We start from the raw sequence: 23349 nt of genomic DNA on the forward strand, positions 1-23349 counted from the left end.
GGGGGCAGATTATTTGCGGACGGTGCGCTGTTCGATGCGCTTCTCGAAGGTGCCGCAGATGATCCGGTCGACGTAGATGCCAGGAGTGTGGATCTGCGCCGGGTCCAGCTCGCCCGGTTCGACGATTTCTTCCACTTCGACCACGGTGATCTTGCCGGCGGTGGCGGCCAGCGGGTTGAAGTTCTGGGCGGTGTGGCGATAGATGACGTTGCCGAAGTGGTCGGCTTTCCAGCCTTTGACGATGGCGAAGTCGCCGGTGATGGATTCTTCCATCAGATACGGACGGCCGTTGAATTCGCGGGTTTCCTTGCCTTCGGCAACCGGCGTGCCGACACCGGTGGCGGTGAAGAAGGCCGGGATGCCGGCGCCGCCTGCGCGCATTTTTTCGGCGAGGGTGCCTTGGGGGGTCAGCACCACTTCGATTTCGCCGCTGAGCAATTGCTTCTCGAACAGCGCGTTTTCACCGACGTAGGAGGCGATGACCTTGCTGATCTGCTTTTCTTCCAGCAGTACGCCCAGGCCAAAACCATCGACGCCGCAGTTGTTGGAAACCACGGTGAGGTCGCGGGTGCCTTTGCGCTTGATCTCGGCGATGAGGTTTTCCGGAATGCCGCACAGGCCAAAACCACCGGAGAGCACGGTCATGCCGTCTTCCAGGCCTGCCAGTGCTTCCTCGTAGGACGCCACGCGTTTATCGAAACCTGCCATATGCACCTCTATTATTGTTTGTGGGCCAGCCAATGAACCGAGTGTTGCGCCGACGGATTGATTTGTTAAGTTGTTTTTTTAGGTTGATTGATTTAGAAAACAGCACAATAAGCTTCAGTCCGTAAGCTTCAAGCATAGTCAGCGGCCGCTTTCACTTGCAGCTTTCATCTCGTCACTTGGAACGTTCCTATGACCGTCAAACAAATGCGTGCGTTTCTCGCCGTGGCCCAGACCCTGAGTTTTGCCGCCGCCTGCGAGCGGTTGCACCTCTCCCAGTCGGCGCTGAGCCTGACCATCAAGGGGTTGGAAGAAGGGCTGGGCGGGCGATTGTTCAGCCGCAATACCCGTAACGTCGCGCTGACCCCGGAAGGTGAATCCCTGCTGCCCTTGGCCCGCCGATTGATTGCCGATTGGGACAATACCGAAGATGAATTGCGCCAACGCTTCACCCTGCAGCGCGGGCGCGTGACGGTGGCGGCGATGCCGTCGTTCGCCGGCAACCTGTTGCCGCCGATCCTGAAGATATTCCGCGCGCGTTACCCGCAGGTGAATGTGACGGTGCATGACCTGATCAACGAGCAGGTCCTGGAGATGGTGCGAGATCGGCAGGTGGAGTTGGGGGTGGCGTTCGAGCCTGCCGAAGAAACATCGCTGGCGTTCACGCCGTTGTACCTGGATCGCTTCATCGCCGTGGTGCCCGCCGATTCGCCCTTGGCGCATGTGGCTGATGTCGACTGGAAAACCCTTTTGCAACACCCGTTCATTACCTTGCAGCGCCCGTCCACAGTGCGCGTGATGCTGGAAGAACACTTGGGCGCCCTGCAGATGAAACTGCCAGTGGCGTTGGAAAGCCATCAATTGGCGACCGTAGGCAAGATGGTTGCCAATGGCCTGGGGGTCAGCGCCGTGCCTGCGTTATGCGCGGGGCAGATGGAGGAGGCGGGCGCCCATTGCATCACCTTGCACGGCCCGGTGATCGAGCGGCCGATTGGGGTGCTGACCAAACCGGGGCATGAACTGTCGGCGGCGGCGCAGGTGCTGTTTGATATTTTCTGCGATGAAGCAGCGAAAGGGCGATTTCCGCTATAACCCCTGTAGCAACCGGCTTGCCAGCGGCGATGTAATCAACAAAGCAACGCCGGCACGCCGGTTCCCACAGTTAACAAGATAACGATGGCAATAAAAAAGTCCGCTCGGCGAACCGGGCGGACTTAATGTGTTAATTAGTTTTATCAGCAGTATTTATCAATCACTTTAACCTGCGATTGGCCTTTGAGGTTCTGCCATTCGGTATTAAGTGTATGGAACACTTGCTCGATAAAGTTGCGATCGGCCGCGGCTTTCTTGCCGACATAACCCTGGCCGCGGCGGTACATCTTCAGGCGCGCCGCCAGTTCACGGTTATTGCGGTCGAACTCGGCTTCTTCGGTGTGGGGCGCCAGGCAGTCAATTTGCACTTCGCCCGATTTGCCAATCCACAGGATATGGTCGTCGAGTGTGTCTTTCTGCGCTGCGAACATCTCAGCCAATTCATCGATAGTTGGTTGGTTGTTCAGATTCATGTGTAAGCCCCTTGACCAGTTGGCGATCTATCAGTTGATTCCGTTAAAACTGCTTAGTTGTCTCCGGCTTCAAAAACCGGGCGTCAGTGACGGTCTGCCGAATACGGGCAGGGTCTTGAACCTGATGCATGTAGTCTTGCTGATGAACTGCTACGCAATGGTTTCATAACGAAGACAAGCAGCGTTTGAGCTCCTTGTACCGATCCTTCCGGGCCGGTCAGCTTCATCAATCTGCCTTGTGGGCAGTGCACATCCGGAAAAAACAGCTCGGCGGTCAGACGAGCTTGTTCAAAACACGTGTTACCAACGCTCCCGATCCGGGAGACGTCTAGATCATGCAAGGACAAAAACGTTACGTCAACGGTTATGTAGTGATTTTTTTAAAGCACTACATAAATCCCTGTGAGGACGGGAGAATCCCGAAAAACGTGACTTGGGCGTCATTTTTTGGAGGGGTGGGTCGTCGATCCGAGGGAATGAAATGGGTGCGCAGCCGTGTAGGAGCGGGCATAGGGGTTATCTCAAACGATCAGCCAACAGAGGCAACAACTGCTCGCACGACGCCTCGATCTTCACCTGCAACAGCTCATCCCCACGGGTCTTGCCCAGGTTGATGGCAATCACGGGCTTGCCGTGTTCAACCATCGCCTTGCAGAGGCGAAATGCCGAATAGGCCATCAGTGACGAGCCCACTACCAGCAAGCCTTCTGCTTGCTCGACCGCCGCCATCGCCCTGGCTGCAGTTGCCGGGGCGACGTTTTCGCCAAAGAACACCACGTCCGGCTTCAGCCGTTCACCGTTGCAGTGAGGGCAGTGAGGCACCTGGAAGTGTTCTTCAAACGTCGGGTCGAGGAGGGTGTCGCCGTCTGGCGCTTGTACCGCATGCACCTGCGCAAGGTAGGGGTTATCGATTTCCATCTGCCGCTGGATCACATCGCGCGTGCTGCGCAGTTGGCAATCCAGGCACAGCACCCGGTGCAGGCTGCCGTGCAGCTCGATCACGTCATGGCTGCCGGCCTGGTCATGCAGGGTGTCGACGTTTTGCGTGATCAGCCCGCTGATGCGCTGGCGTTGCTGCAGGGTCGCCAGTGCCAGGTGAGCCTTGTTCGGCTCCGCAATGCGCACCCTCGGCCAGCCCAGCATCGCCCGCGCCCAATAACGGCGTCGTGCCTGTGGGGTGGCGAGGAATTCCTGATACATCATTGGGGCCTTGCCCCGACGTACACCTTCACTGTCGCGGTAGTCGGGGATCCCCGATGAGGTGCTGATCCCCGCCCCGGTCAGTACCAGGAAACGCCGTTCGGCCATGGCCCGGTACAAGGTGTCGAGGTGGTCTTCTTGATGTTCCAGCGTGTCGAGCATGGGTTCCCCTATTCGCCGCGAATGTACTGCTCCAGCTGTTTGATCAGGTCGGCCTGTTCGGCGATGGCTTCCTTGACCAGGTCGCCGATGGACAGCAGGCCCAGCAGTTTGCCGCCTTCGACCACGGGCAGGTGGCGCAGGTGACTGTCGGTCATGATGTTCATGCATTCCTCGACACTTTTGTGGGTGTCGACCGTTATCACCGGGGAACTCATGACTTCATCGACCCGTGTGGTGACCGACGACAGGCCCTTGAGGATGAGTTTGCGTGCGTAATCGCGTTCGCTGATGATCCCGACCACCGCGCCTTCCTTGACGACCGGCAAGGCGCCGACGTTTTTCTCCGACATCCGCACCAGCGCTTCAAACACGGTGTGGTCCCATTGGATAGTGTGCACGTCCTGGTTTTTCTGATCCTTGGCTTTGAGCACTTGTGCGACGGTTTTCATGGCGGCCACTCCGGTGTTGTTGTTAGGAAGTCAGCGGGTCCCCTACAGAATCCTAGACCGCCTACGCCGGAGCAAGGTCCAAAGCGGCGTTAAACCCGTCGAAAAACGTCATTCGCCGGATTTTTTCGGTGTTTACCCGGTATTAGTCGACTTTTTGCTGCGCTTGGGGGCGGCCGTAGTCTTGCGAGGCGCGCTTTTTCGCTTCTTTTTCCACGGTGTAGCACCCCGGCCTGCCGGGCTTGCTGGCCCGGTTATGGTCATGCGCATGCCGTTGCAGCGTGCCACTTGCTTGCTCATCCAGGCCGCTTGTTTGGCAACGAATTCCTCCAGGCTCATTTCACCGCTTTGCACCATGTCCAGCGCCTGTTCCCAGATCGCGGTGGTACCAGGGTCGGCAATCGCCCGTGGCACCGCATCGATCAGGCTGAACGCAGCCGGGGTGGCAGATAGCGCCTTGCCGTTTTTCAGCAGATAACCCCGGTCCAGCAACCCCTGAATGATCCCGGCGCGGGTGGCCTCGGTGCCGATACCGGTGGTGTCCTTGAGCTTTTGCTTGAGCAGCGGGTCTTCCACCAGCTTGGCGACGTTTTTCATCGCCTTGATCAGGTCGCCTTCGGTAAAGGGCTTGGGCGGCTGGGTCCACAGGTCCTTGAGGTTGACCTTGGCCACCGCGTAGTCCTGCCCCTGCACCAGCGTCGGCAACGCCTGCGGTGCCGGTGCCTCGCGGCCTTTTGCCGGGGCCAGGGCTTCGGGCAGGGCGCGTTTCCAGCCCGGCTCGATCACCACTTTGCCCACCGCGCGTAGAGCCTGGCCGGCACAGTCAAAATCGGCCTGGGTGCGATCGTACTCATGGTTGGGCAGGAACTGCGCCAGGTAGCGTGCGCGTATCAGGGTGTAGACCGCACGGTGCTTGCCGGTCAGTTGGCCGGCATCCTTGCCCGCACCAGTGGGAATGATGCCGTGGTGCGCACTGACCTTGGCATCGTTCCACGCCCGCGATCGGCGCTGCGGGTCGATATGCGGCATCAACGCATTCACCGCCGCATCGGCACGACCCAGCGCGGCGAGAATCTTCGGTGCCTCGCTGTGCTGGCTGAGTGGCAGATAGCCGCAGTCGCTGCGCGGGTAGGTGATGGCCTTGTGGGTTTCGTAGAGCGATTGCGCGATATCCAGGGTTTCCTGGGCGCCGAGGCCGAGCTTCTTCGAGCAGATTTCCTGCAGGGTACCGAGGTCGAAGGGCAGGGGCGCGACCTCGCGCATGCGCTCGGTGCGCAGCTTCACCAGCCGCGCACTGGCGGCGTCGGTCATGGCGTCGGCGGCCTCGCGAGCCAATTGCGGGTTGAGGCAACGGCCCTGGTCGTCACAGGCATCTTCGGCCGCGCGCCATTGGGCGGTGAAGGTCATGCGCTCATGGCGCAGGTCGACATCGATGGCCCAGTACGCCACCGGTACGAAGTCGGCGATGCTGCGGTCGCGGTCGACCACCAGGCGCAAGGTCGGCGTTTGCACACGGCCTACCGGCAACACACCTTGATAGCCGGACTGGCGCCCCAGCAGGGTAAACAGGCGACTCATGTTCATGCCGATCAACCAGTCGGCGCGCGAACGGCCCAGGGCCGAGTGGTACAGGCTGAAGGTTTCGGCCCCGGGCTTGAGCGCCGCCAACGCCTTGCGAATCGAGGCATCGTCGAGCGCCGACAGCCACAACCGCTGGATCGGCCCGCGATAGCGGCAATGCTCCACCAGTTCGCGGGCGATCATTTCGCCCTCGCGGTCGGCGTCGGTAGCGATCACCAGTTCCTGGGCTTCCCCCAGCAGGCGCTTGACCGCCTTGAACTGGCTGGCGGTCTTGGGCTTGACCTGCATCTTCCATTTTTCCGGGACGATCGGCAGGTCAGCCAGCACCCAGCGTTTGTATTTGGCGTCGTAGGCGTCGGGCGGGGCGGTTTCCAGCAGGTGGCCGATGCACCAGGTGACTGTGACCCCGTTGCCCAGCCAGCACCCGTCGCCGCGCCGGCTGGCGCCGAGCACGGCCGCGATGTCCTTGGCCTGGGAGGGTTTTTCACAGAGGTAAAGCCGCATGCTCAGCCCATTCGTTACACAGTTGAATGGGGAGCAGGATGGGCAAAAGAAGGGATTTGATCAACTGTTATCTGGATGGATATACAGCAATTTGTGTGCGCCCCCGCCCGTCAAGGACGGGGGCACGGGTCAGTCAGTTGTTATTGATGTCCACATGCCGGGTTTCCTTGAGGCAGAACAACCCGACAATCAAGCTCACGCCGGTCACTACCACCGGGTACCACAGCCCGTAGAAAATATCGCCGGTGTACACCACCAGCGCAAACGACACGGTTGGCAGGAACCCGCCAAACCAGCCGTTACCGATGTGGTAGGGCAGCGACATCGAGGTGTAGCGGATACGCGTCGGGAACAGCTCCACCATCAGCGCCGCCAGCGGGCCGTAGCACATGGCGGCAATCAGGATCAGCGCCACGATCAGCACCACCACCATCACCTTGTTGACCTGGGCTACATCCGCCGAAGTCGGGTAACCGGCCAGGGTCACGGCGCCACGCAGGGCCGCTTCGTCGTAACCGTCGATGCGCACTTCACCCACGCTCACCTGCACCGGGCTGCCCGCCGGGGCGGCGGCGCTGCTGTAGGGCAGGCCCTGCTTGACCAGGAAGGTCTTGACCTTGTCGCACGGGCTGTCAAAACGCGCCTTGCCCACCGGGTCGAACTGGAAGGTGCAGGTGGCCGGGTCGGCCAAGACGGTGATCGGTGCCTGATGGCTGGCCTGGTCCATCGCCGGGTTGGTGTAGTGCGCCAGGCCTTTGAAGATCGGGAAATACAGCGCGGTGGCCAGCAGCAGGCCGAGCATCAGCACCGGCTTGCGCCCGACCTTGTCCGACAGCCAGCCAAACAGGATAAAGAACGGCGCGCCAATCACCACGCTGATGATCAGCAGCATGTTGGCCAGGGCCGGGTCCATTTTCAGGAACTGCGTGAGGAAGAACAGCACGTAGAACTGCGCGGCGTAGAAGGTCACGGCTTGGCCGCCGTTGATGCTGAACAGCGCAATCAGCACCACCTTGAGGTTTTCCCACTTGCCGAAGGACTCGCGGATCGGCGACTTGCTGGCCTTGCCTTCCTCTTTCATCTTCAGGAATGCCGGCGACTCGTGCAGGCTCATGCGGATCCAGGTGGAAATGCCCAGCAGCACGATGGAGAACAGGAACGGAATCCGCCAGCCCCAGACTTCAAACTGATCGCCGGTGAAGTAGCGGCACGCCAGCACCACCAGCAGCGACAGCAGCAGGCCAAGGGTGGCGGTGGACTGGATCCAGCTGGTGTGCAGGCCGCGTTTGCCGGCGGGCGCGTGCTCGGCCACATAGGTGGCTGCGCCGCCGTACTCGCCGCCCAGGGCCAGGCCTTGCAGCATGCGCAACACGATCAGGATGACCGGCGCCGCGATGCCGATGCTCGCATACGTCGGCAACAGGCCGACGCAGAAGGTCGCCACGCCCATCAGGATGATGGTGACGAGAAAGGTGTATTTGCGTCCGATCATGTCGCCCAGGCGGCCGAACACCAGCGCGCCGAACGGGCGCACCACGAAGCCGGCGGCAAAGGCCATCAAGGCAAAGATAAACGCGGTGGTGTCGTTGACCCCGGCAAAGAACTGCTTGCTGATCACCGCCGCCAGGGCGCCATAGAGGAAAAAGTCATACCACTCGAACACCGTCCCGAGGGACGAGGCGAAGATGACCTTTCTTGAATCGTTGCCGGCACTCGCGGTAATCGCCGAGCCCAGGGGTTGAGCATGTTCTGACATCGGGTAGCCCTCACAGTGATTATTTATTGTTGTTCCACTGTCGGCGCCAACCTTGGCGCCGGTTGTCCTTCCTGCCGGTGTCCGGCCGGGCGATGGCGTAAAGCCAGGTGCAAGTCCTGGATGCGCTATCGCCACGCCGGACGCCTGCTGGTCATGCGGGTGCGGTCATTTCTCTCTCGGGGGCAAGGTTCCTTGTGTTCGGCGAAAGGATTAGCTGCGCGGCTTTCTCCGCGATCATCAGCGTCGGTGAACAGGTATTGCCGGAGGTAATGCGCGGCATGATCGAGGCGTCGGCAATGCGCAGGCCCGGCACGCCATGCACGCGCAGTTGTGCGTCGACCACGGCGTCCTGGTCAGTGCCCATGCGGCAGGTGCCCACTGGATGGAAGATTGTAGTCCCGATTCGCGCTGCGGCTTCGTGCAGCTCTTCTTCGGTCTGCAGCGAATCACCGGGCAGGTATTCAACCGGCTTGAATTGGCTCAAGGCCGGCGCGGCGACGATGCGCCGGGTCAGGCGAATGGCATCTGCGGCCACGCGCAGATCTTCCGGATGGCTGAGGTAGTTGGGCCGGATCAGCGGCGCATCCGCCGGGTTGGCCGAGCGGATATCAATGCGGCCACGGCTCTGCGGGCGCAGGTCGCAGACCGACGCAGTAAAGGCGGGGAACGCGTGCAGCGGTTCGCCAAAACGCTCCAGCGACAGCGGCTGCACATGGTATTCAAGGTTGGCCGAAGTCTGTTCCGGGCCCGAGCGGGCAAACGCACCCAACTGGCTGGGGGCCATCGACAGCGGGCCGCTGCGGTCGTACAGGTAGCGCAGGCCCATGCCCATCTTGCCCCACACGCTGCCGGCGATCTGATTGAGGGTGCGGGCTTTTTCCAGCTTGTAGATCAGCCGCAGTTGCAGGTGGTCCTGCAGGTTGCCACCGACGCCCGGCAGCTCGTGCAGCACCTCTATGCCCAGCGGCTTGAGGACGTTGGAGGGACCGATACCCGAGCGTTGCAGGATGCCCGGCGAGCCCACGGAGCCGGCGCACAGCACGATTTCCTTGCGCGCCCTCCAGCTCGACTGCTGGCCGTGTTGACGCCCGACGACTTGGGAGGCGCGGCCGTTTTCCAGGAGTACGCGGTCGACTTCAACGTCGGTCAGCACGGTGAGATTGGGGCGTTGACGGATGGGCTTGAGAAACGCCTTGGCCGCATTCCAGCGGACGCCGGCCTTCTGGTTGACCTGGAAGTAGCCGCAGCCTTCGTTGTCGCCCTGGTTGAAGTCGCTGATGGAGGCGATGCCGCTTTGCGCCGCGGCATCCCGAAAGGCATCCAGAATCGGCCAGTGCAGGCGCTGTTGCTCGACTCGCCATTCGCCGCCATCGCTGTGGAACTCCGAGCTGCCGGCAAAATGGTTTTCGCTCTGCTTGAACAGCGGCAGCACGTCTTTCCAACCCCAGCCTGCATTGCCCGCCGCTGCCCAACCGTCGTAGTCCTGGGCCTGGCCACGCATGTAGATCATGCCGTTGATCGACGAGCAACCGCCGAGCACCTTGCCGCGTGGATAACTCAACGCACGGCCTTGCAGGCCTTCCTGGGCCTCGGTCTTGAAGCACCAGTCGGTGCGCGGGTTGCCGATGCAGAACAGGTAGCCGACGGGAATATGGATCCAGGGATAGTTGTCGCGGCCACCGGCTTCGAGCAGCAACACGCGGTGGGCCGGATTGGCGGAGAGTCGATTGGCCAGCAGGCAGCCTGCGGGGCCGGCGCCTACTACCACGTAGTCGTATTCAGCAGTTGCAATGGACATCTGAGGTCTCGCTTGTTTTTCTTATTGGTTCCATCCTAGTTGTTAGTTTTCGTCTTAAAAATGTTAGTTTTTACCCAGCTGCTGTGCGTTTTTAAACAGTGCGACCGCTGTAGTGAGCGGGCAAGCTTGCTCGCCACAGGCACGGGGCCAGTCTTCGCGGTCGTGTAGTGAGTTATGCCCAAGGGAGGGAGGCTGAATGTTCGACTGGAATGACCTGCGGTATTTTCTCGAGTTGCAGCGCAGCGGCCGCCTGCTCACCGCCGCGCAACGCTTGAAGACGACGCATGCCACGGTGGCCCGGCATATCGAGGCGATCGAAAAGAGCCTCGGCACCGCGCTGTTCGTGCAACACGCCCAGGGCTATGAATTGACTCCGGCCGGCGAAGCCTTGCTCAAGCATGCCGAGGCCATGGAAAACGTGGCGCTGCTGGCCGAAGACGAACTCACCCATTCCGCCGCGCCCTTGGGCAAGATCCGCCTCGGCGTGGCCGAGGGCTTAGGCGTAATGTTCCTCGCCGGTCGCATGGGCGGGCTGTTTGAACGCTATCCCGGGTTGGAGGTGGAACTGCTCGCGGTGCCGCGTTTCGTCAGCATTCTCAACCGCGAAGCGGAAATCAGCATCCACCTCGAACGCCCCAGCGTCGATCAACTGGTCACGCGCAAACTCACCGACTATCGCCTCGCGCTCTACGCCAGCCGCGCCTACCTTGCGCGCAATCCGCCGATCGAAAAGCGCGAAGACCTCGCCGCCCATTCATGGATCGATTACGTCGACGATCTGTTGTTCAGCCAGGAACTGAAATTCCTCAGCAGCTTCTGTCGTAACCCCAAGGTGGTGTTCCACAGCACCAGCGTCATCGCCCAACACCAGGCTGCACGGTCAGGCTTGGGGATTGCCGTGCTGCCGTGCTTCATGGCTTCTGGCGACCCGGACCTGGTGCCGTTGCTGCCGGCAGAGAGTATCCAGCGCAGCTACTGGATCAGTTCGCGGCGTGAACTGCACAAGTCGGTGCGACTGCGGGTGTTGTGGGATTACGTGGTGGAGTTGTGTGCGCGGGAGCAGGGGTTGTTGCTTGGCGAAGCTGCCTGAAGAAACCGGCTCGAAAACGGCGGGCTTGCTCGCGATGGCGGGCTGTCAGTTGATGCATTCGGTGCCTGATCTACCGCTTTCGCAGGCAAGCCACACATTTGATCTGCTTACACCCGAGGCCCCGAGTCATACCCGGATCCCCCTGTGGGAGCGGGCTTGCTCGCGAAGGCGGGCTGTCAGTTGATGCAGTGGGTGCCTGACCCACCGCTTTCGCAGGCAAGCCAGCTCCCACATTTGATCTGCTTACACCCGGGAGCCCGAGGCATACCCGGATCCCCCTGTGGGAGCGGGGTTGCTCGCGAAGGCGGGCTGTCAGTTGATGCAGTGGGTGCCTGATCTACCGCTTTCGCAGGCAAGCCAGCTCCCACATTTCATCTGCTTACACCCGGGAGCTCGAGGCATACGGATCCCCCTGTGGGAGCGGGCTTGCTCGCGAAGGCGGGCTGGCAGTTGATGCATTCGGTGCCTGATCTATCGCTTTCGCAGGCAAGCCAGCTCCCACATTTGATCTGCTTACACCCGGTAGCCCAAGCCATGCCCAGATCCCCCTGTGGGAGCGGGCTTGCTCGCGATGGCGGGCTGTCAGTTGATGCATTCGGTGCCTGATCTACCGCTTTCGCAGGCAAGCCATCTCCCACATTTGACCTGCGTACACCCGGGTGCCTAGGCCCACTTCAATCCCCCAGTGGACCTGGGGTGTTGCGCAACCTGCGTCAGTCGCGCAATACGAAGTCAGCACTGCCCAGGCGTTCACCATTCACCATCACGTGCACGGTATGCTTGCCCGGATAGTGCTTGCGGGTGGTCAATTCGCGGATGTGTTGCTCGCGGCTGATACGTTGCTGTTCACCCGCGCCCAGCGTGAATGCCTTGAGCTTGAAGACTTTGGCCGCGCTGTGCCCGGCGCTTTTGACGTAGTCGATGGCGTAGTCCACCACCAGTTTCTGCGCGGTGGCGGCGGTGGATTCCAGGCTGAATGACAGGGTGATGCGTTCGCCCAGCGTGATCACTGCCGGCGTGACGCTCAGGTGCTGAATCTTCACGTCGGCCTTGGCGCCGGCGCCCATGATGGTCAGCGCGCGGGTGTTGCCTTGCTTGATCAGGCTGCGCAGCGCGTGGCGGGCGATCCAGGCGGTGTGGGGATTGTCGAGGTTCCAGCCCTCTATCAGGTCGAGTACCCAGTCCGGGTGGTCCTTGGTGATGTCGTTGAGATGGTTGGCGACGGATTTGCGCACATACAGGCTGCTGTCGGCCTTGAGATTATTGAGGATCGACGCGCACAGCTCGGGGTTGGCCTGCACCTTGGCCAGGCGAAACGACCAGGGCAGGCGCGGGCGCGAGCCTTCGCTGGCGAGGCGGCGCACGTGTTCGTTGTCGTCCAGCGACCAGGCTTGCATCACCGCCAGCGTGCGCGCGAAATCATTCAGCAGAAAGTGGCGGATCGCGAATTCCGCCGAACCAAACGTCGTGAAGTATTTGAGCGCGGCCATGGAACGCTTGAAGTCAGCCTGGCCGTAACTCGCCACGTAATGCGGCAGGAACAGGCTGACAAATGCGCTGTTCAGCCGCGGGGCCAGCGCGTAGAGCAGCTTGAGGGTCTGCGCATACTCCAGCGGGATCACCGCGTGCAGGCTCTCGCTGACCCGCGCCATGCGCTGCATAACCGACAACTGCGCCAGCCCGGCCTTGGCGTGCTTGAGAAAACCCTTGGCGTCGAACGCCGGGTACACCGCGCTCATCTCGCGGGCGATGTGCTGCAGGCGTTCGACGTTGAAAATTTCCTTCAGGGCCGGGGCGCTTTGGTCGGTCATCGGTTATCCATGGGGTCAGAGAAACCAGCGGTATTCGCGCGCATTGATCTCTTGCTGGAAGGCCAGGTGATCCTGGCGTTTGTTTTCGCAGTATACGTCGACAAATTCGGCGCCCAGCTTATCGCGCACGACCGGTTGATGCTGCATGGCGCGCACGGCGTCGAGCATTTCCAGGGGGAAGTCGGTGCCGCTGTTGCGGTCCTCGTTCAACGGCGCGATGGGTTCGCGCTTGGCCTCAAGGCCATGTTCCAGCCCGGCCAGGATGGCCGCCAGCACCAGGTACGGATTGGCGTCGGCGCTGGCCAGGCGGTGCTCGATGCGCAGGTTGCGCGGGTCGGATTCGGGAATGCGCACGCACGCATCGCGGTCCTCAAAGCCCCAGCTGGCGCGGGTCGCCGCGTTGACCGTGCCACCCAGGCGGCGGAAGGCGTTGTGGTTGGGCGAGAAGATCGGCATGCAGTGCGGCAGCAGTTCCAGGCAGCCGGCCACCGCATGGCGCAGCGGTTGCTGCTGATGGGCGGCCAGCAGGTTATTGCCAGCGCCGTCATACAGGCTCACATGCACATGCATGCCGCTGCCGGGGTATTGCAGGTAAGGCTTGGCCATGAAGCTGGCGCGGTGGCCATGCTTCAACGCCACGCCGCGGGTGCTGCGGCAGAACAGGGCGGCCCAGTCGGCGGCGCGCAGGCCATCGTCGAGGTGGCCGAAATTGATCTCGAACTGGCCGGGGCCGATCTCGGCCGTGATCACCGTGATGTCGATACCCTGGTCCTTGGCGGTCTGCGCCATATCGTCGAGCACTTCACTGAAACGCGAGAGCCGGTCGATATGCAGGTTCGGCTGGTCGTCGGCATCCTCGCTCAGCGGGTCGCGCGCGAATTGCGGCAGGCCGTTGTCGAGCTTTTTGTCGAACAGGTAAAACTCCAGTTCGAACGCCACCACTGGGTGAATGCCTTTGTGCTGCAGGCGCTCCAGCACCTTGGCCAGGACTTCGCGGGGCTCGAATTCGATCGGAGCGTCGGTGCCGTCGGAGGTGATCAGCATCTGGCCCAACGGCTGCGATTCCCAACTCACCGGCTTGAGCGTGCCCGGCACCAGGCGGCGGTTGGCGTCCGGATCGCCGTCATGGAAGCAATAGTCACCAATCTTGAACAGCCCGCCTTGAGTCCCCAGCAGCACGGCGTTCTGTGGCAGCTTCAGGGGGCTGCCGGCGGCGACTTTTTCGAGCATCTCTATCGGGTAGCGCTTGCCGTAGAAATGCCCTGGGATATCCAGGGCGATCAGGTCCACATACCGCACGTCGGGATGGTTCTGGCGAAAGGTCCGTACTTCGGCCAGCAACGTGGAAGATTGGCTTTTCACGGGTGTTGCTCCTAGTTGTAGACCCACAGCACGCGGGCGGGCAGATCGGTCAGGTTGGCGTAGCGGCAATGGGCAAAGCTGGCCAGGTGGAAGCTGTCACCAGGGCCGAGGGTGACCGAGTCGGCCTCACCCTCGACCCACAAGGTCAACTCGCCTTCAAGTACAAAACCGGCCTGTTCGGCACGGTCGCTCATGGTTTGCTCGCCGCTGTTGGCGCCGGGGGCCAACAGGCTGTCGAGCATCGAGAACGCGCCATTCATGCTCGGCGAGACGAGGATGTCGGTGATGCCGTTGGCGTAATACACCGTCCGCCGCTCATTGGGGCGGGTCACCCAGCTCACGGCCTTGGGTTTGGACAGGCTGTAGAAATACGTGGTGGGCACGTCGAGGGCGTGGCTGATCGCGGTCAGGTCGGCCACGGTAGGCCGCGACAAGCCGCGTTCCACTTGGGACAGGAAACCTACGGAACGCTCGATCTTCTGCGCCAATTGGGCGAGGGTGAGCTTCTTGTGTTTGCGCAGGTCGTGAATCAGGATCGCCAGGGCGTCGAGTTCTTCTTGTTGGTTCATGAAATTTATATCAAATAATTTCATGAAAAATTACAGGATTAATTTCATGGAGGCAATGGCGTCGCGCAAGTGTCTTTGAGTGATGGCGTCTGAAACCTTGCCGGCATCGGGCAGTCCAGAATGTTGGCAATCGCTCGCATCAGCTCTATTTCTTCATGGGTTATACGACCGTCGTGCTCAATACAGACAGCGATTGCGTCCATCAGGATGTCCCTATCCTGTTGCTTGAGTTCGGGCAGCCTTTTCAAGGCAATCTCTACCGCGTCCAGTTCTTCGCTGCCATCAACCCTATTCGTTGGGGGCACATGGAAGGGCAATACCTCACAGGCCCGGGAATAAGCCAGCTGCGCCTGCGCACCGCCTCTATGGCCGATGATCGCGAGTACCTTGAGCAATAGCGTGACATCCCTTTCCAACTGGCGCAGCAGATAGCGGCCTTTGGTTTTCGGTGCACCTAGAACCTGGGTATTGAGGATATGAAGCAGGGCCAGACCCATCAGATAGGTTCGGTAATCGGTTCGGATCAGTAGCGAAATATTGTGAGTAAACTGCTGGAACGAGTCGGTTTCGAGATGCTTGAGTGCGGGAGTGCACAAGTCGAACAGTGGCAAGCGCAGGTAGCCATCCAGGCCGGTCATGGGTTCGCTCAAACCCTGCAAGAACTGAACGACTTCCGGGTCGGGAACCCCTTGCAAAAAGTTCAGTTGCTGCGCTCGAGCGTCCTCATTCGCGCAGAGCAGCAACCGGTAGATCAACGCCTGTGCACCGCTAGTGTGGCGTGCAGCTGCTCTCACCTCTGCAGGAATCTTGCTCATGCTTACCTGGGTTTGGTACAGGTGCGCTGCGGTGGTTTCCTCGCCCTTTCGACGGACAGCCGTAGAGATTGCCCCGAGCTCCTGCCACCGGCGTCGATTCTCGGCGGTAGCCTCATCGCTGCCTACCAGCGAGGCCAGCGTTGGGACATACGGGTACTCGCCGTCCCAGCCCGGATCGAGGCGTTTGATGCGTTTTTCAAGTGAAGGATGGGGCGAGGCAAAATGATCTCTGAACGTTTCGAAGGGGGCTGCAAAGAACGTCGAAAGGAAAAGAGATGTCTCTTCGCCTCTGAGCAGTGACCCGTATTCATATCCTTCAATTTTCTTCAGCACACTCGCCACGCTCTGGGGGTTGCGAGTGAGCTGTGCTGCCGTGGCGTCGGCCAGGTATTTGCGCTGGCGAGCAATACGGGATGTGGCGAAAAGAACGAGTGCACACCAGCCGAATCCGAACAGTAAAAAACTACCGGCGGTTGATAGCGCCATCAGGAAAGCCAAGACCAATGCGCCCGTATCCAGCCCCACCATGCGTATATCCATGCGCATGTCGTTGTTATGAATCTGGCAGAACAAATGGGCAACCAGCGCTTGCATTTCTTCACGGTTAAGCAAAACCGTCGCGCCGTAGGTCACCGCAATGGCTGAATCCTGCGGTGTGAACCCGGGGGAAAAGGCATTGATGCCTTCTTGATCTAGAAGCACGTAAACCATGGGTACCTGGCTGCCGGAGGCAATGGCCATTTCCTCGACAATATCCAGCACCCAGCGATCACCTTCTTCTGGCTGCAGGCTGATAAGGTGCCCGCCAAAATCCATGGAAATGGAGTCGCTGCTATCACAGAACCTGTGGCTCTGGTACCAACAGGCTGCCGCCATGACGAAAATTATCACCAAGCAAAAAACCAGGTGGTAATACCAGTAGACCTTACCGAGCGATGGCACTGAATACGCCCAAAACACCGCCGGGCTTAGCACAATGGCGGCCATCAGCAGCATGCCATACCTGGCGCCGCGCCTGGCGCGGTCCTGGGTTTCGAAAAAATTCATACGGCCATCCGTGGCGGCTATCAGATAAAGGAGACGACCGGAGTATTTTGAATCTGCTCGCTGTCGGCAAACTCCAGCAAGGTGGCGTCTGCCCCATGGCCAAACGCTTCCGCCATCAGCACCGTGGGGAATTTCTGCCGGAAGGTGTTGTAGTTCATCACTGAGTCATTGAAGAACTGGCGGGCGAAGGCGATACGGTTTTCGGTATTGGTCATTTCGTAGTTCAACTGCATCATGGTTTCCGATGCACGCAGGTCCGGATACGCTTCTAGCGAGATGTTCAGTTTATCCATGGCCCTGTTGAGTCGGCCCTCGGTCTGGCCCAAGTGCACTATTGACTGCGCGCTGCCAGGTTCTGCCGCTGCGACATTGAGGCAGGCTGCGGAAGCATTGCGCGCCTCGGTGACGGCCATCAGCGTGTCGCGCTCATGGCTCATATAAGCCTTGGCGGTCTCGACCAGGTTGGGAATCAAGTCATGGCGCCGCTTGAGTTGTACTTCTATCTGGCTGAACGCATTTTTGAAACGGTTGCGCAAACTCACCAGTTGGTTGTAGAGGCTGATCAAATAGAGCGTAATCACACTCGAGACGCAGATGAAAATGACCAGGAAAACAGTGAGGATCATTGTGATGTCCTTATCGCTACAAGAAAGCCGGCGATCTTAGCTGATAAATACCGGTCAGGCTTTTCTTGCATGAATGATTTCGTGCGCCCGTGGTCCGAACCTGGGTACGCGTCATTCATTGAAGGAGCACCTATGAAGTCCAAAACCCTCGCCGCCTGCCTGCTGGTCGCTGCCAGCCTGTCCACCGCCAGTTTTGTCGCACAGGCGGGTGATACCCCCCAGGAAACCGTGCAGCCTTCCAACATCAACGCCCGCGATCTCAAAGAGGGCGACCGTGCCCCGGACATCCTGATGCGCAAGGAGTCGGCGGTCAGCGACTGGAAAAAGCGCGGCCTCAAGCAACCTGAAGCCGACAGCCAATGGGCGCGGGTCGGCGACAAGTTCGTGCTGCTGAAAACCACCAACGGCACCATCCTCGAAATCACCCCAGTCAAAAAATAGCCCGGCTTTTTTGCTTGCTCCGCGTTAAGGTAACCGGCCATAAAACGTCGCGTTACCTTTGACCGAAAGAGAGCAGGATGCTTGCCACAATAAGAAACTACCCTCGCACCGTGAACCTGTTGCTGTCCGCCACGTTGTTGCTGACGTTGGCCAAGGCCATCACCTTTCCCTACCTGGTCATTTACCTCACCAGCCACTTTGCCCTCGACATCAGTCAGGTCGGCCTGGTGATCGGCAGCTCGCTGATCGTCGGTTCGCTGCTCAGCGTGTACGGCGGCTTCCTGGTCGACCGCATCAACAGCTATCGGCTGCTGCTCGGCTTGAGCGTGGTGTTTGTGCTGGGTTTTATTGGCACGGTACTCGCGCAGAATATCTGGGCCTTCTACAGCTGCCTGATCCTGATCAACTTGGCTTACGCGGTGATCGACATTGCGGTCAAGGCCGGCTTTGCCAGCCTCTTGCCGGAAGAGGCGCGCAGCGAAGTGTTTTCGATCAAGTACACGCTGACCAACATCGGTTACGCCGTGGGGCCGTTCTTTGGCGCGATGGTGGCCAAGCTGGATATCAGCCTGCCGTTCATCCTTTCGGCGTTGCTGGGGTTGGGGTTTTTCCTGCTGTACTGGCGCTGGGGCGATCGCACCCTGGCCACCGCCGAGGTCGCGCAGAAGCCGGTGTCGTTCCTGGCCGTCGGCCGTGTGTTGCTGCGTGACCATCGATTGGTGTGCTTTACCCTCGGCGGCCTGCTCAGCGCCGTGGTGTTCGGCCAGTTCACGGCCTACCTGTCGCAATACCTGGTGACCACCACCAGCGCGGAATACACCTACACCGTGATCAGTGCGGTGCTGACCACCAACGCGGTGCTGGTGATTGCCTTGCAGTACGTGATTGGCCGGCGCATCTCGCACCGTTACCTCAGCCAATGGCTGATCTTCGGCCTGGGCATGTTCATGCTGGGGTTGATCGGGTTCGCGCTGTCCACCAGCGTGCTGTGGTGGGTGCTGGCGATGGCGGTGTTCACCGTAGGGGAAATTATCGTGTTCCCGGCCGAGTACATGTTTATCGACCGGATTGCCCCGGACCACCTGCGGGGCATGTACTACGGGGCGCAAAACCTGTCCAACCTGGGTGCAGCATTGGGGCCGGTGTTGTGCGGGCTGGTGCTGGCCAGCCTGCCGGCCCACTACATGTTCTACATGCTCGGGGCGTTCATCGTCGCGGGTGGGGTGTTCTACTTCATTGGTTCGTCGTTGAAGGCAAGTCATCCAGCGTGAGCTTGCCCATGTTGTTGCTTTGCAGTTCGTAGCGCAATTCTTCCACCATTTTTTCCACTTCTTGCGGGGTCTGCAGCCGGTTGGTGCTGATCCCCGTCACCACCAGGTCCACCCGGCCGGTCTCGGCGTCATAGACCTTGAGGGTCAATGAGGCGTCCCGGCACAGGGTGAACTCGCATGTCAGCGGCGCCAGGCCTTCTTCGATGCAATTTCGCAGTTGAGAGAGCGTAAACATGAGGGTTCCTTCAAGGTGTCGTTTCACGACGGCACAGGTTCAAAGCCCTGTGCTCACCCCTTGAAGGTTAGGGATCGGTACGCCATCCGATAAGGCGAATTCATACTAGCTGGACTAGTGCATTTGTATGTTCAGCGCTTGCTTTTAACCCTTAATTCACCGGCAAACAGCCCGCGTTCACGGGCCCAGACAATCGCCGCACTGCGGCTGTGCACCCCCAGTTTTGAGTACACCGTGGCCACATGGTTACGCACCGTATTGGGTGCCAGTTTCAGCCGCGAGGCGATTTCCTTGTCGGCCAGGCCTTCGCAGATCAGGCCCAGCACATCGCGCTCACGCGCGGTCAGGTCGGTGAAGGCCACATTGGGCAGGTTGGGGCTGTTGACGCTCTTGGCGTTGGCCAGTTTTTCGATGAGGGTCTGGCTGAACCACGAGGCGTCCTGCATCACTTCCTCGATGGCAGCCACCAGCTCCAGCTCCGAGCGCTTGCGCTCGGTGATGTTCATCATCACCAGCAGGTAGCACGGCACGTCCTGGATGACCACGGTGTCGGCGGAAAGCACGCAGTCGATCACTTCGTTGCCTTTCTTGCGCACCTTGAGGTCCTGGCCATCGAGGTTGCCGGCTTTCTCCAGGGTGGCGAACACCTGGGCGGCCGCCGGGGCGCTGTCGATGAAGTGGATCTCTTCGATGGCCTTGCCGATGAGCTCCTCACTGGTGTACCCGGTAATCGTCATGAAGGCTTCGTTGATGTCCACCACCTGCCGGTTGGCGGCGCTGCACACCAGGGTCGGCACAGGCGTCAGGCGGAACGACTTGGCGAAGCGCTCTTCACTCTGGCGCAGCGCAATCTCGGCCTTGCGGCGTGGCTCCAGGTCGGTGAAGGAAAACAGCATGCATTCCTCCTCGTTCATGTCCAGCGGCTGGCCGGCGACGATCACCAGTTTGCTGCCACCTTCGGGCAGCTTCAGCTCGGCTTGCATCTGCGGGATGGTCGCGCCTTCGCCCAGGCGCTGGATGGCCAGGTCCTTGCGATCGGCCTGCTCCAGAACGTCCAGCTCATACACCGAGCGGCCGATGACCTGGTCGCGGTTGTAGCCGGTCATCTCCAGGAAACCCTGGTTCACCTTGATATAGCGCAGGTCGCTCAGGCGGCAGATCACCGCAGGCGCCGGGTTGGCGTTGAAGGTTTTCTCGAAGCGCTGCTCGGCGCTGGCCCACTCGGTGGCGTCGCTGAGGATCAGTACCAGCAACTCGGGCTCGCCGTGGGAATCGCTGATCACCAGGCTGCGCAGGCGGTGGACCCAGGTCTTGTGTTCGTCGGCGGTGGGGGTGACTTCCACCACCACATCGCTGAATTCATCACCCGCCGCCGCACGGGCGAGGGGGTAGTTTTCCAGCGGCACGGGATGGTTGTTGCGATAGCGCAGGCTGAAGCGTTCGGCGTATTCGCGGGTATCGGCGCCCAATGCCGCGACCTCATCCACCCCATGCATGGCCAGGGCGGCATCGTTGGCCCAGAGGATGGTCTGGTCGACCTCGGCGAGGATTATCCCGTCGGACAGCCCGGAGATGATCTGCTGCAGTTGGCGACGATTGGTTTCTTTGGCGAGGACATCCTGGGTCATGGTTTCTCCGGGTTCTGGACGCATGAAAGTACGACACCCAGGCGTCAGGATAGTGCAGAGCAATTGCCTGCACCGGGGTGCGAATGCACCAGATGGCCTGGTGCATTTGCGCGGGGACGAGCGGGCACGTGGCTGGCCAGACTGAGACGGTCAATTACTGCAAAAGGATCAATCATGACCACTGTCTATGAAACCAACCGTTCGCCGTTTCGCGTGTCCTGGAGTTCCGTACTCGCGGGTAGTGCAATTGCCCTGGTGACCTACCTGGTGCTCAGTGTCCTCGGCACTGCAATTGGCGCCAGCGCCGTCAACCCGATGCAGGCGGGCAATCCGTTGAGCGGTTTCGGCACGGGCGCCGGCATCTGGCTATTTGTGTCGACGTTGATCGCCATCGCCGTGGGTGCCTTTGTGGCCGGGCGTACGGCACCGGATCGCGGCGGCCTGCATGGCGTGCTGACCTGGACCCTGACCACGTTATTCACCACCTGGCTGCTGGCAGGCCTGGCCGCGAGCGTGGTCGGTACCGCTGGCAATGTGGTGGGCAAAGGCCTGTCGGCCGCCGGTAGTGGCATCGCTGCCGCGGCGCCGGGCATCAGTGACAGCGTCAAGCAGCAACTGGACGAGCAGGGCATCCACCTGGACTGGAATAGCCTGCAAGCTCAGCTCGATACCCTGCTCAAGCAAAGCGGCAAGCCTGAATTGGACCCGGCCAATGTCGAGCAGAAAACCGATCAGGCCGCAGCGGATGGCAAGCAGTCGGCGACGGCTGCCGCGACCAATCCAGCCCTGGCCGGTGATGCGCTCAAGCAGTGGTTCGACCGCGTCAAAGCCTCCGGTGAGCCTGCGCTGAACGCGGCCGATAAAGACGCGCTGGTCAACATCGTTGCCGCCCGTACCGGCAAGAGCAAAGAGGAAGCCACGCAGATCGTCGACAACTATGCCCAGGCCTATCAGCAAGCCATGCAGAAGGTCGATGAGCTCAAGCAACAGGCCGAGCAGAAAGCCCGTGAAGCAGGCGAAGTCGCGGCCAAGCAACTGTCCCGCGCAGCCTGGAGCACCTTGGCGATGTTGCTGCTGGGTGTGGCGTTGAGTTTCTTTGTGGGGCGTATGGCGCTGACGACGCGTCGGGTGCCGTTGGCGTAAAAGCTGGGTGTGGCGAGGGAGCTTGCTCCCGTTGGGGCGCGTAGCGGTCCAAACAAGTGGTGCGTTGCGGGGGCTGCTGCGCAGCCCAACGCGGGGCAAGCCCGCTCGCCACAGGAGCGAGTACGCCAGGCCATTTTGGTTAGCGCGGCAGCGCGCGGTGCTGGACATACCCCAGCGTCTGATCGTAAAGGTCGACGCGCCGATCCCTCTGCAGGTCGTTGAGGCTATTCCAGATCGGTGCACTGCGCGCGCTGCTGAGATCAATGTCGGCGTACAGTATTTCCTCACGAGTAGCCGAGGCCACTTTGCCAATTGGCCATCCATTGGTCCCGGCGATCAACGAACACCCCAGGTAGCGCGCGTCGCGTTCTTCGCCGATTCTGCTGGCGGCGGCGATAAACACATTGTTCACGTGCGCCGCCGTCATCGTCAGGTAAGACGCCATGCATTTGCCCGCTTCGTCAAATAACGGCGCAGGTGTCCAGGCCCAGTTGTTCAGGCTGCAAATGATATCGGCACCTTGTTGGCTGAGAATGCGCGGCACTTCGGGAAACCAGATGTCCCAGCAGATCAGCAGGCCAATCCGCCCGATGGGTGTATCGAAGACTGGGAAGCCAGTGTTTCCCGGGGTGAACCATAACTTCTCGAGGTTCCATAGATGGGCTTTGCGGTACTTGCCGATCAAGCCGTCCGGGCCCAGCAGCAAAGCGGTATTGAACAGTTGCCTGCCGTCGATTTCGTTCAAGCCCGCTGCCAGGTACACCCGGTGCCGGCAAGCAAAGTCGATCCAGGCTCGCACGCTTGGGCCGTTTGGAATGACTTCGGCGTGATCAAAGGCGTCCTGGCGGTTAGCAAAGAAATAGCCGCAGCTTGATAGCTCCGGCAGCACGATCAGATTGGCGCCGCCGTTCACGGCCTCAGTGGCCAATTCCAGGCTACGCCGCAGGTTGGCAGACCGATGGTCCGTACCCACCTGGGGATCGAATTGCACAACAGAAACGCGAACGGGGCTGATGGCTTGGGGCATGACAGGTGACCTCTTGGAAAATACAACCGAAGTGGTTGGCCTTGCATAAGAGGTGATTGAGCGAAAGGTGATAAGCCAGGCGCTTCTGCGACACTTGTCAGTTAGCTCTGCAAATCGGTTGGCAGAGCCTGCACCGCTCTTGCGGTTGCAAATCCCACCCAATTCTGGGAAAACCCCACCCCTCATGCCTTCAACGAGCCCCACCATGAGCAACGACGAACTCCAGGTCACCGACATCCGCCCAGGCACCGGCAAAGCCGTGGTCAAGGGGGCGCTGATCACCACTCAATACACCGGCACCCTGGAAGACGGCACGGTGTTCGATTCGTCCTGGGAGCGGGGTAAGCCGTTCCAGTGTGTGATCGGCACCGGCCGCGTGATCAAGGGCTGGGACCAGGGCCTGATGGGCATGCAGGTCGGCGGCGTGCGCAGGCTGTTTGTCCCGGCGCACCTGGCGTATGGCGAGCGGTCGATGGGCGCGCATATCAAACCCAACAGCAATCTGTGCTTCGAGATTGAGTTGTTGGAAGTGCTGACGCGCGATGATTGAAGTGCTTTTGAACCGGG

Annotated in this window: 21 protein-coding genes; 6 read left to right on the forward strand and 15 right to left on the reverse strand. The window is 60.5% G+C overall.

Annotated elements, in window-relative coordinates; genetic code table 11:
- Window positions 1-9 precede the first annotated feature (9 nt).
- Window positions 10-708, reverse strand: a complete 699-nt coding sequence (locus AC07SI_RS08585; protein WP_010211319.1) for a CoA transferase subunit A — start codon at window positions 706-708, stop codon at window positions 10-12.
- A 189-nt stretch (window positions 709-897) separates the two neighbouring features.
- On the opposite strand from AC07SI_RS08585, the gene AC07SI_RS08590 reads away from it, so the two are divergent.
- A complete protein-coding gene (locus tag AC07SI_RS08590) occupies window positions 898-1797 on the forward strand; it encodes a LysR family transcriptional regulator (RefSeq protein WP_065905549.1) in 900 nt (299 codons plus the stop codon).
- Between the two features lie 143 nt (window positions 1798-1940).
- Here AC07SI_RS08590 and AC07SI_RS08595 read toward each other — a convergent pair whose 3' ends face one another.
- The 6 genes from AC07SI_RS08595 to AC07SI_RS08620 form a co-directional block, all read right to left on the reverse strand.
- Complete coding sequence (locus tag AC07SI_RS08595) at window positions 1941-2270, reverse strand: hypothetical protein (protein WP_065905550.1); 330 nt, start codon at window positions 2268-2270, stop codon at window positions 1941-1943.
- 516 nt (window positions 2271-2786) lie between these two features.
- Entirely contained in the window at window positions 2787-3632 is an 846-nt protein-coding gene (locus AC07SI_RS08600; RefSeq protein ID WP_495005544.1) for an NAD-dependent protein deacetylase, read from the reverse strand.
- 8 nt (window positions 3633-3640) lie between these two features.
- The gene (locus AC07SI_RS08605; RefSeq protein ID WP_065905552.1) at window positions 3641-4081 is read right to left on the reverse strand and encodes a CBS domain-containing protein; all 441 of its coding nucleotides are present in this window, start codon (window positions 4079-4081) and stop codon (window positions 3641-3643) included.
- Between the two features lie 132 nt (window positions 4082-4213).
- Window positions 4214-6163 (reverse strand): DNA topoisomerase III, encoded by a 1950-nt coding sequence (locus AC07SI_RS08610; RefSeq protein ID WP_495005545.1) that lies wholly within the window; start codon window positions 6161-6163, stop codon window positions 4214-4216.
- Between the two features lie 133 nt (window positions 6164-6296).
- Window positions 6297-7919, reverse strand: coding sequence for an MFS transporter (locus AC07SI_RS08615; protein WP_106804489.1), 1623 nt, complete (start codon window positions 7917-7919; stop codon window positions 6297-6299).
- A 151-nt stretch (window positions 7920-8070) separates the two neighbouring features.
- The gene (locus AC07SI_RS08620; protein WP_120448094.1) at window positions 8071-9717 is read right to left on the reverse strand and encodes a GMC family oxidoreductase; all 1647 of its coding nucleotides are present in this window, start codon (window positions 9715-9717) and stop codon (window positions 8071-8073) included.
- Window positions 9718-9913: 196 nt separating this feature from the next.
- Here AC07SI_RS08620 and AC07SI_RS08625 point away from each other — a divergent pair, with 196 nt between their 5' ends.
- A complete protein-coding gene (locus AC07SI_RS08625) occupies window positions 9914-10807 on the forward strand; it encodes a LysR family transcriptional regulator (RefSeq protein ID WP_120448095.1) in 894 nt (297 codons plus the stop codon).
- 713 nt (window positions 10808-11520) lie between these two features.
- Here AC07SI_RS08625 and AC07SI_RS08630 read toward each other — a convergent pair.
- Genes AC07SI_RS08630 through AC07SI_RS08650 form a run of 5 tightly spaced genes read right to left on the reverse strand, consistent with a single transcriptional unit; the run spans window position 11521 to window position 17037 of the window.
- Complete coding sequence (locus AC07SI_RS08630; protein ID WP_495005546.1) at window positions 11521-12618, reverse strand: DNA alkylation repair protein; 1098 nt, start codon at window positions 12616-12618, stop codon at window positions 11521-11523.
- Between the two features lie 15 nt (window positions 12619-12633).
- Complete coding sequence (locus tag AC07SI_RS08635) at window positions 12634-13980, reverse strand: glutamine synthetase family protein (protein WP_065905558.1); 1347 nt, start codon at window positions 13978-13980, stop codon at window positions 12634-12636.
- Between the two features lie 11 nt (window positions 13981-13991).
- Window positions 13992-14549, reverse strand: coding sequence for a helix-turn-helix domain-containing protein (locus AC07SI_RS08640; protein WP_065905559.1), 558 nt, complete (start codon window positions 14547-14549; stop codon window positions 13992-13994).
- A 44-nt stretch (window positions 14550-14593) separates the two neighbouring features.
- Window positions 14594-16411 (reverse strand): M48 family metalloprotease, encoded by a 1818-nt coding sequence (locus AC07SI_RS08645; RefSeq protein WP_495005547.1) that lies wholly within the window; start codon window positions 16409-16411, stop codon window positions 14594-14596.
- A gap of 20 nt (window positions 16412-16431) precedes the next feature.
- On the reverse strand, window positions 16432-17037 hold the full coding sequence (locus tag AC07SI_RS08650; RefSeq protein ID WP_495005548.1) for a LemA family protein: 606 nt from the start codon (window positions 17035-17037) through the stop codon (window positions 16432-16434).
- A gap of 132 nt (window positions 17038-17169) precedes the next feature.
- On the opposite strand from AC07SI_RS08650, the gene AC07SI_RS08655 reads away from it, so the two are divergent.
- Both AC07SI_RS08655 and AC07SI_RS08660 read left to right on the forward strand, forming a co-directional pair.
- Entirely contained in the window at window positions 17170-17478 is a 309-nt protein-coding gene (locus tag AC07SI_RS08655; RefSeq protein WP_065905562.1) for an RcnB family protein, read from the forward strand.
- A 77-nt stretch (window positions 17479-17555) separates the two neighbouring features.
- On the forward strand, window positions 17556-18749 hold the full coding sequence (locus AC07SI_RS08660) for an MFS transporter (RefSeq protein ID WP_120448101.1): 1194 nt from the start codon (window positions 17556-17558) through the stop codon (window positions 18747-18749).
- Here the strand turns inward: AC07SI_RS08660 and AC07SI_RS08665 are convergent.
- On the reverse strand, window positions 18712-18984 hold the full coding sequence (locus AC07SI_RS08665) for a DUF1652 domain-containing protein (protein ID WP_065905564.1): 273 nt from the start codon (window positions 18982-18984) through the stop codon (window positions 18712-18714). The genes AC07SI_RS08660 and AC07SI_RS08665 overlap by 38 nt on opposite strands.
- 131 nt (window positions 18985-19115) lie before the next feature.
- Window positions 19116-20612 (reverse strand): PAS domain S-box protein, encoded by a 1497-nt coding sequence (locus AC07SI_RS08670; RefSeq protein ID WP_120448102.1) that lies wholly within the window; start codon window positions 20610-20612, stop codon window positions 19116-19118.
- A gap of 174 nt (window positions 20613-20786) precedes the next feature.
- Between AC07SI_RS08670 and AC07SI_RS08675 the strand changes: the two genes are divergently transcribed.
- Window positions 20787-21755: a hypothetical protein gene (locus tag AC07SI_RS08675; RefSeq protein ID WP_495005549.1), complete on the forward strand. Its 969-nt coding sequence runs from the start codon at window positions 20787-20789 to the stop codon at window positions 21753-21755.
- A gap of 139 nt (window positions 21756-21894) precedes the next feature.
- Here the strand turns inward: AC07SI_RS08675 and AC07SI_RS08680 are convergent, their stop codons facing one another.
- Window positions 21895-22782 carry a nitrilase family protein gene (locus AC07SI_RS08680; protein WP_495005550.1) on the reverse strand — a complete coding sequence of 296 codons (888 nt, stop codon included), beginning with the start codon at window positions 22780-22782 and terminating at the stop codon, window positions 21895-21897.
- A 205-nt stretch (window positions 22783-22987) separates the two neighbouring features.
- Here AC07SI_RS08680 and AC07SI_RS08685 point away from each other — a divergent pair, with 205 nt between their 5' ends.
- Window positions 22988-23332 (forward strand): FKBP-type peptidyl-prolyl cis-trans isomerase, encoded by a 345-nt coding sequence (locus AC07SI_RS08685; RefSeq protein ID WP_106804481.1) that lies wholly within the window; start codon window positions 22988-22990, stop codon window positions 23330-23332.
- The last annotated feature ends 17 nt before the right edge of the window (window positions 23333-23349 follow it).

The organism is Pseudomonas sp. GW821-FHT05D12 (assembly GCF_059419825.1).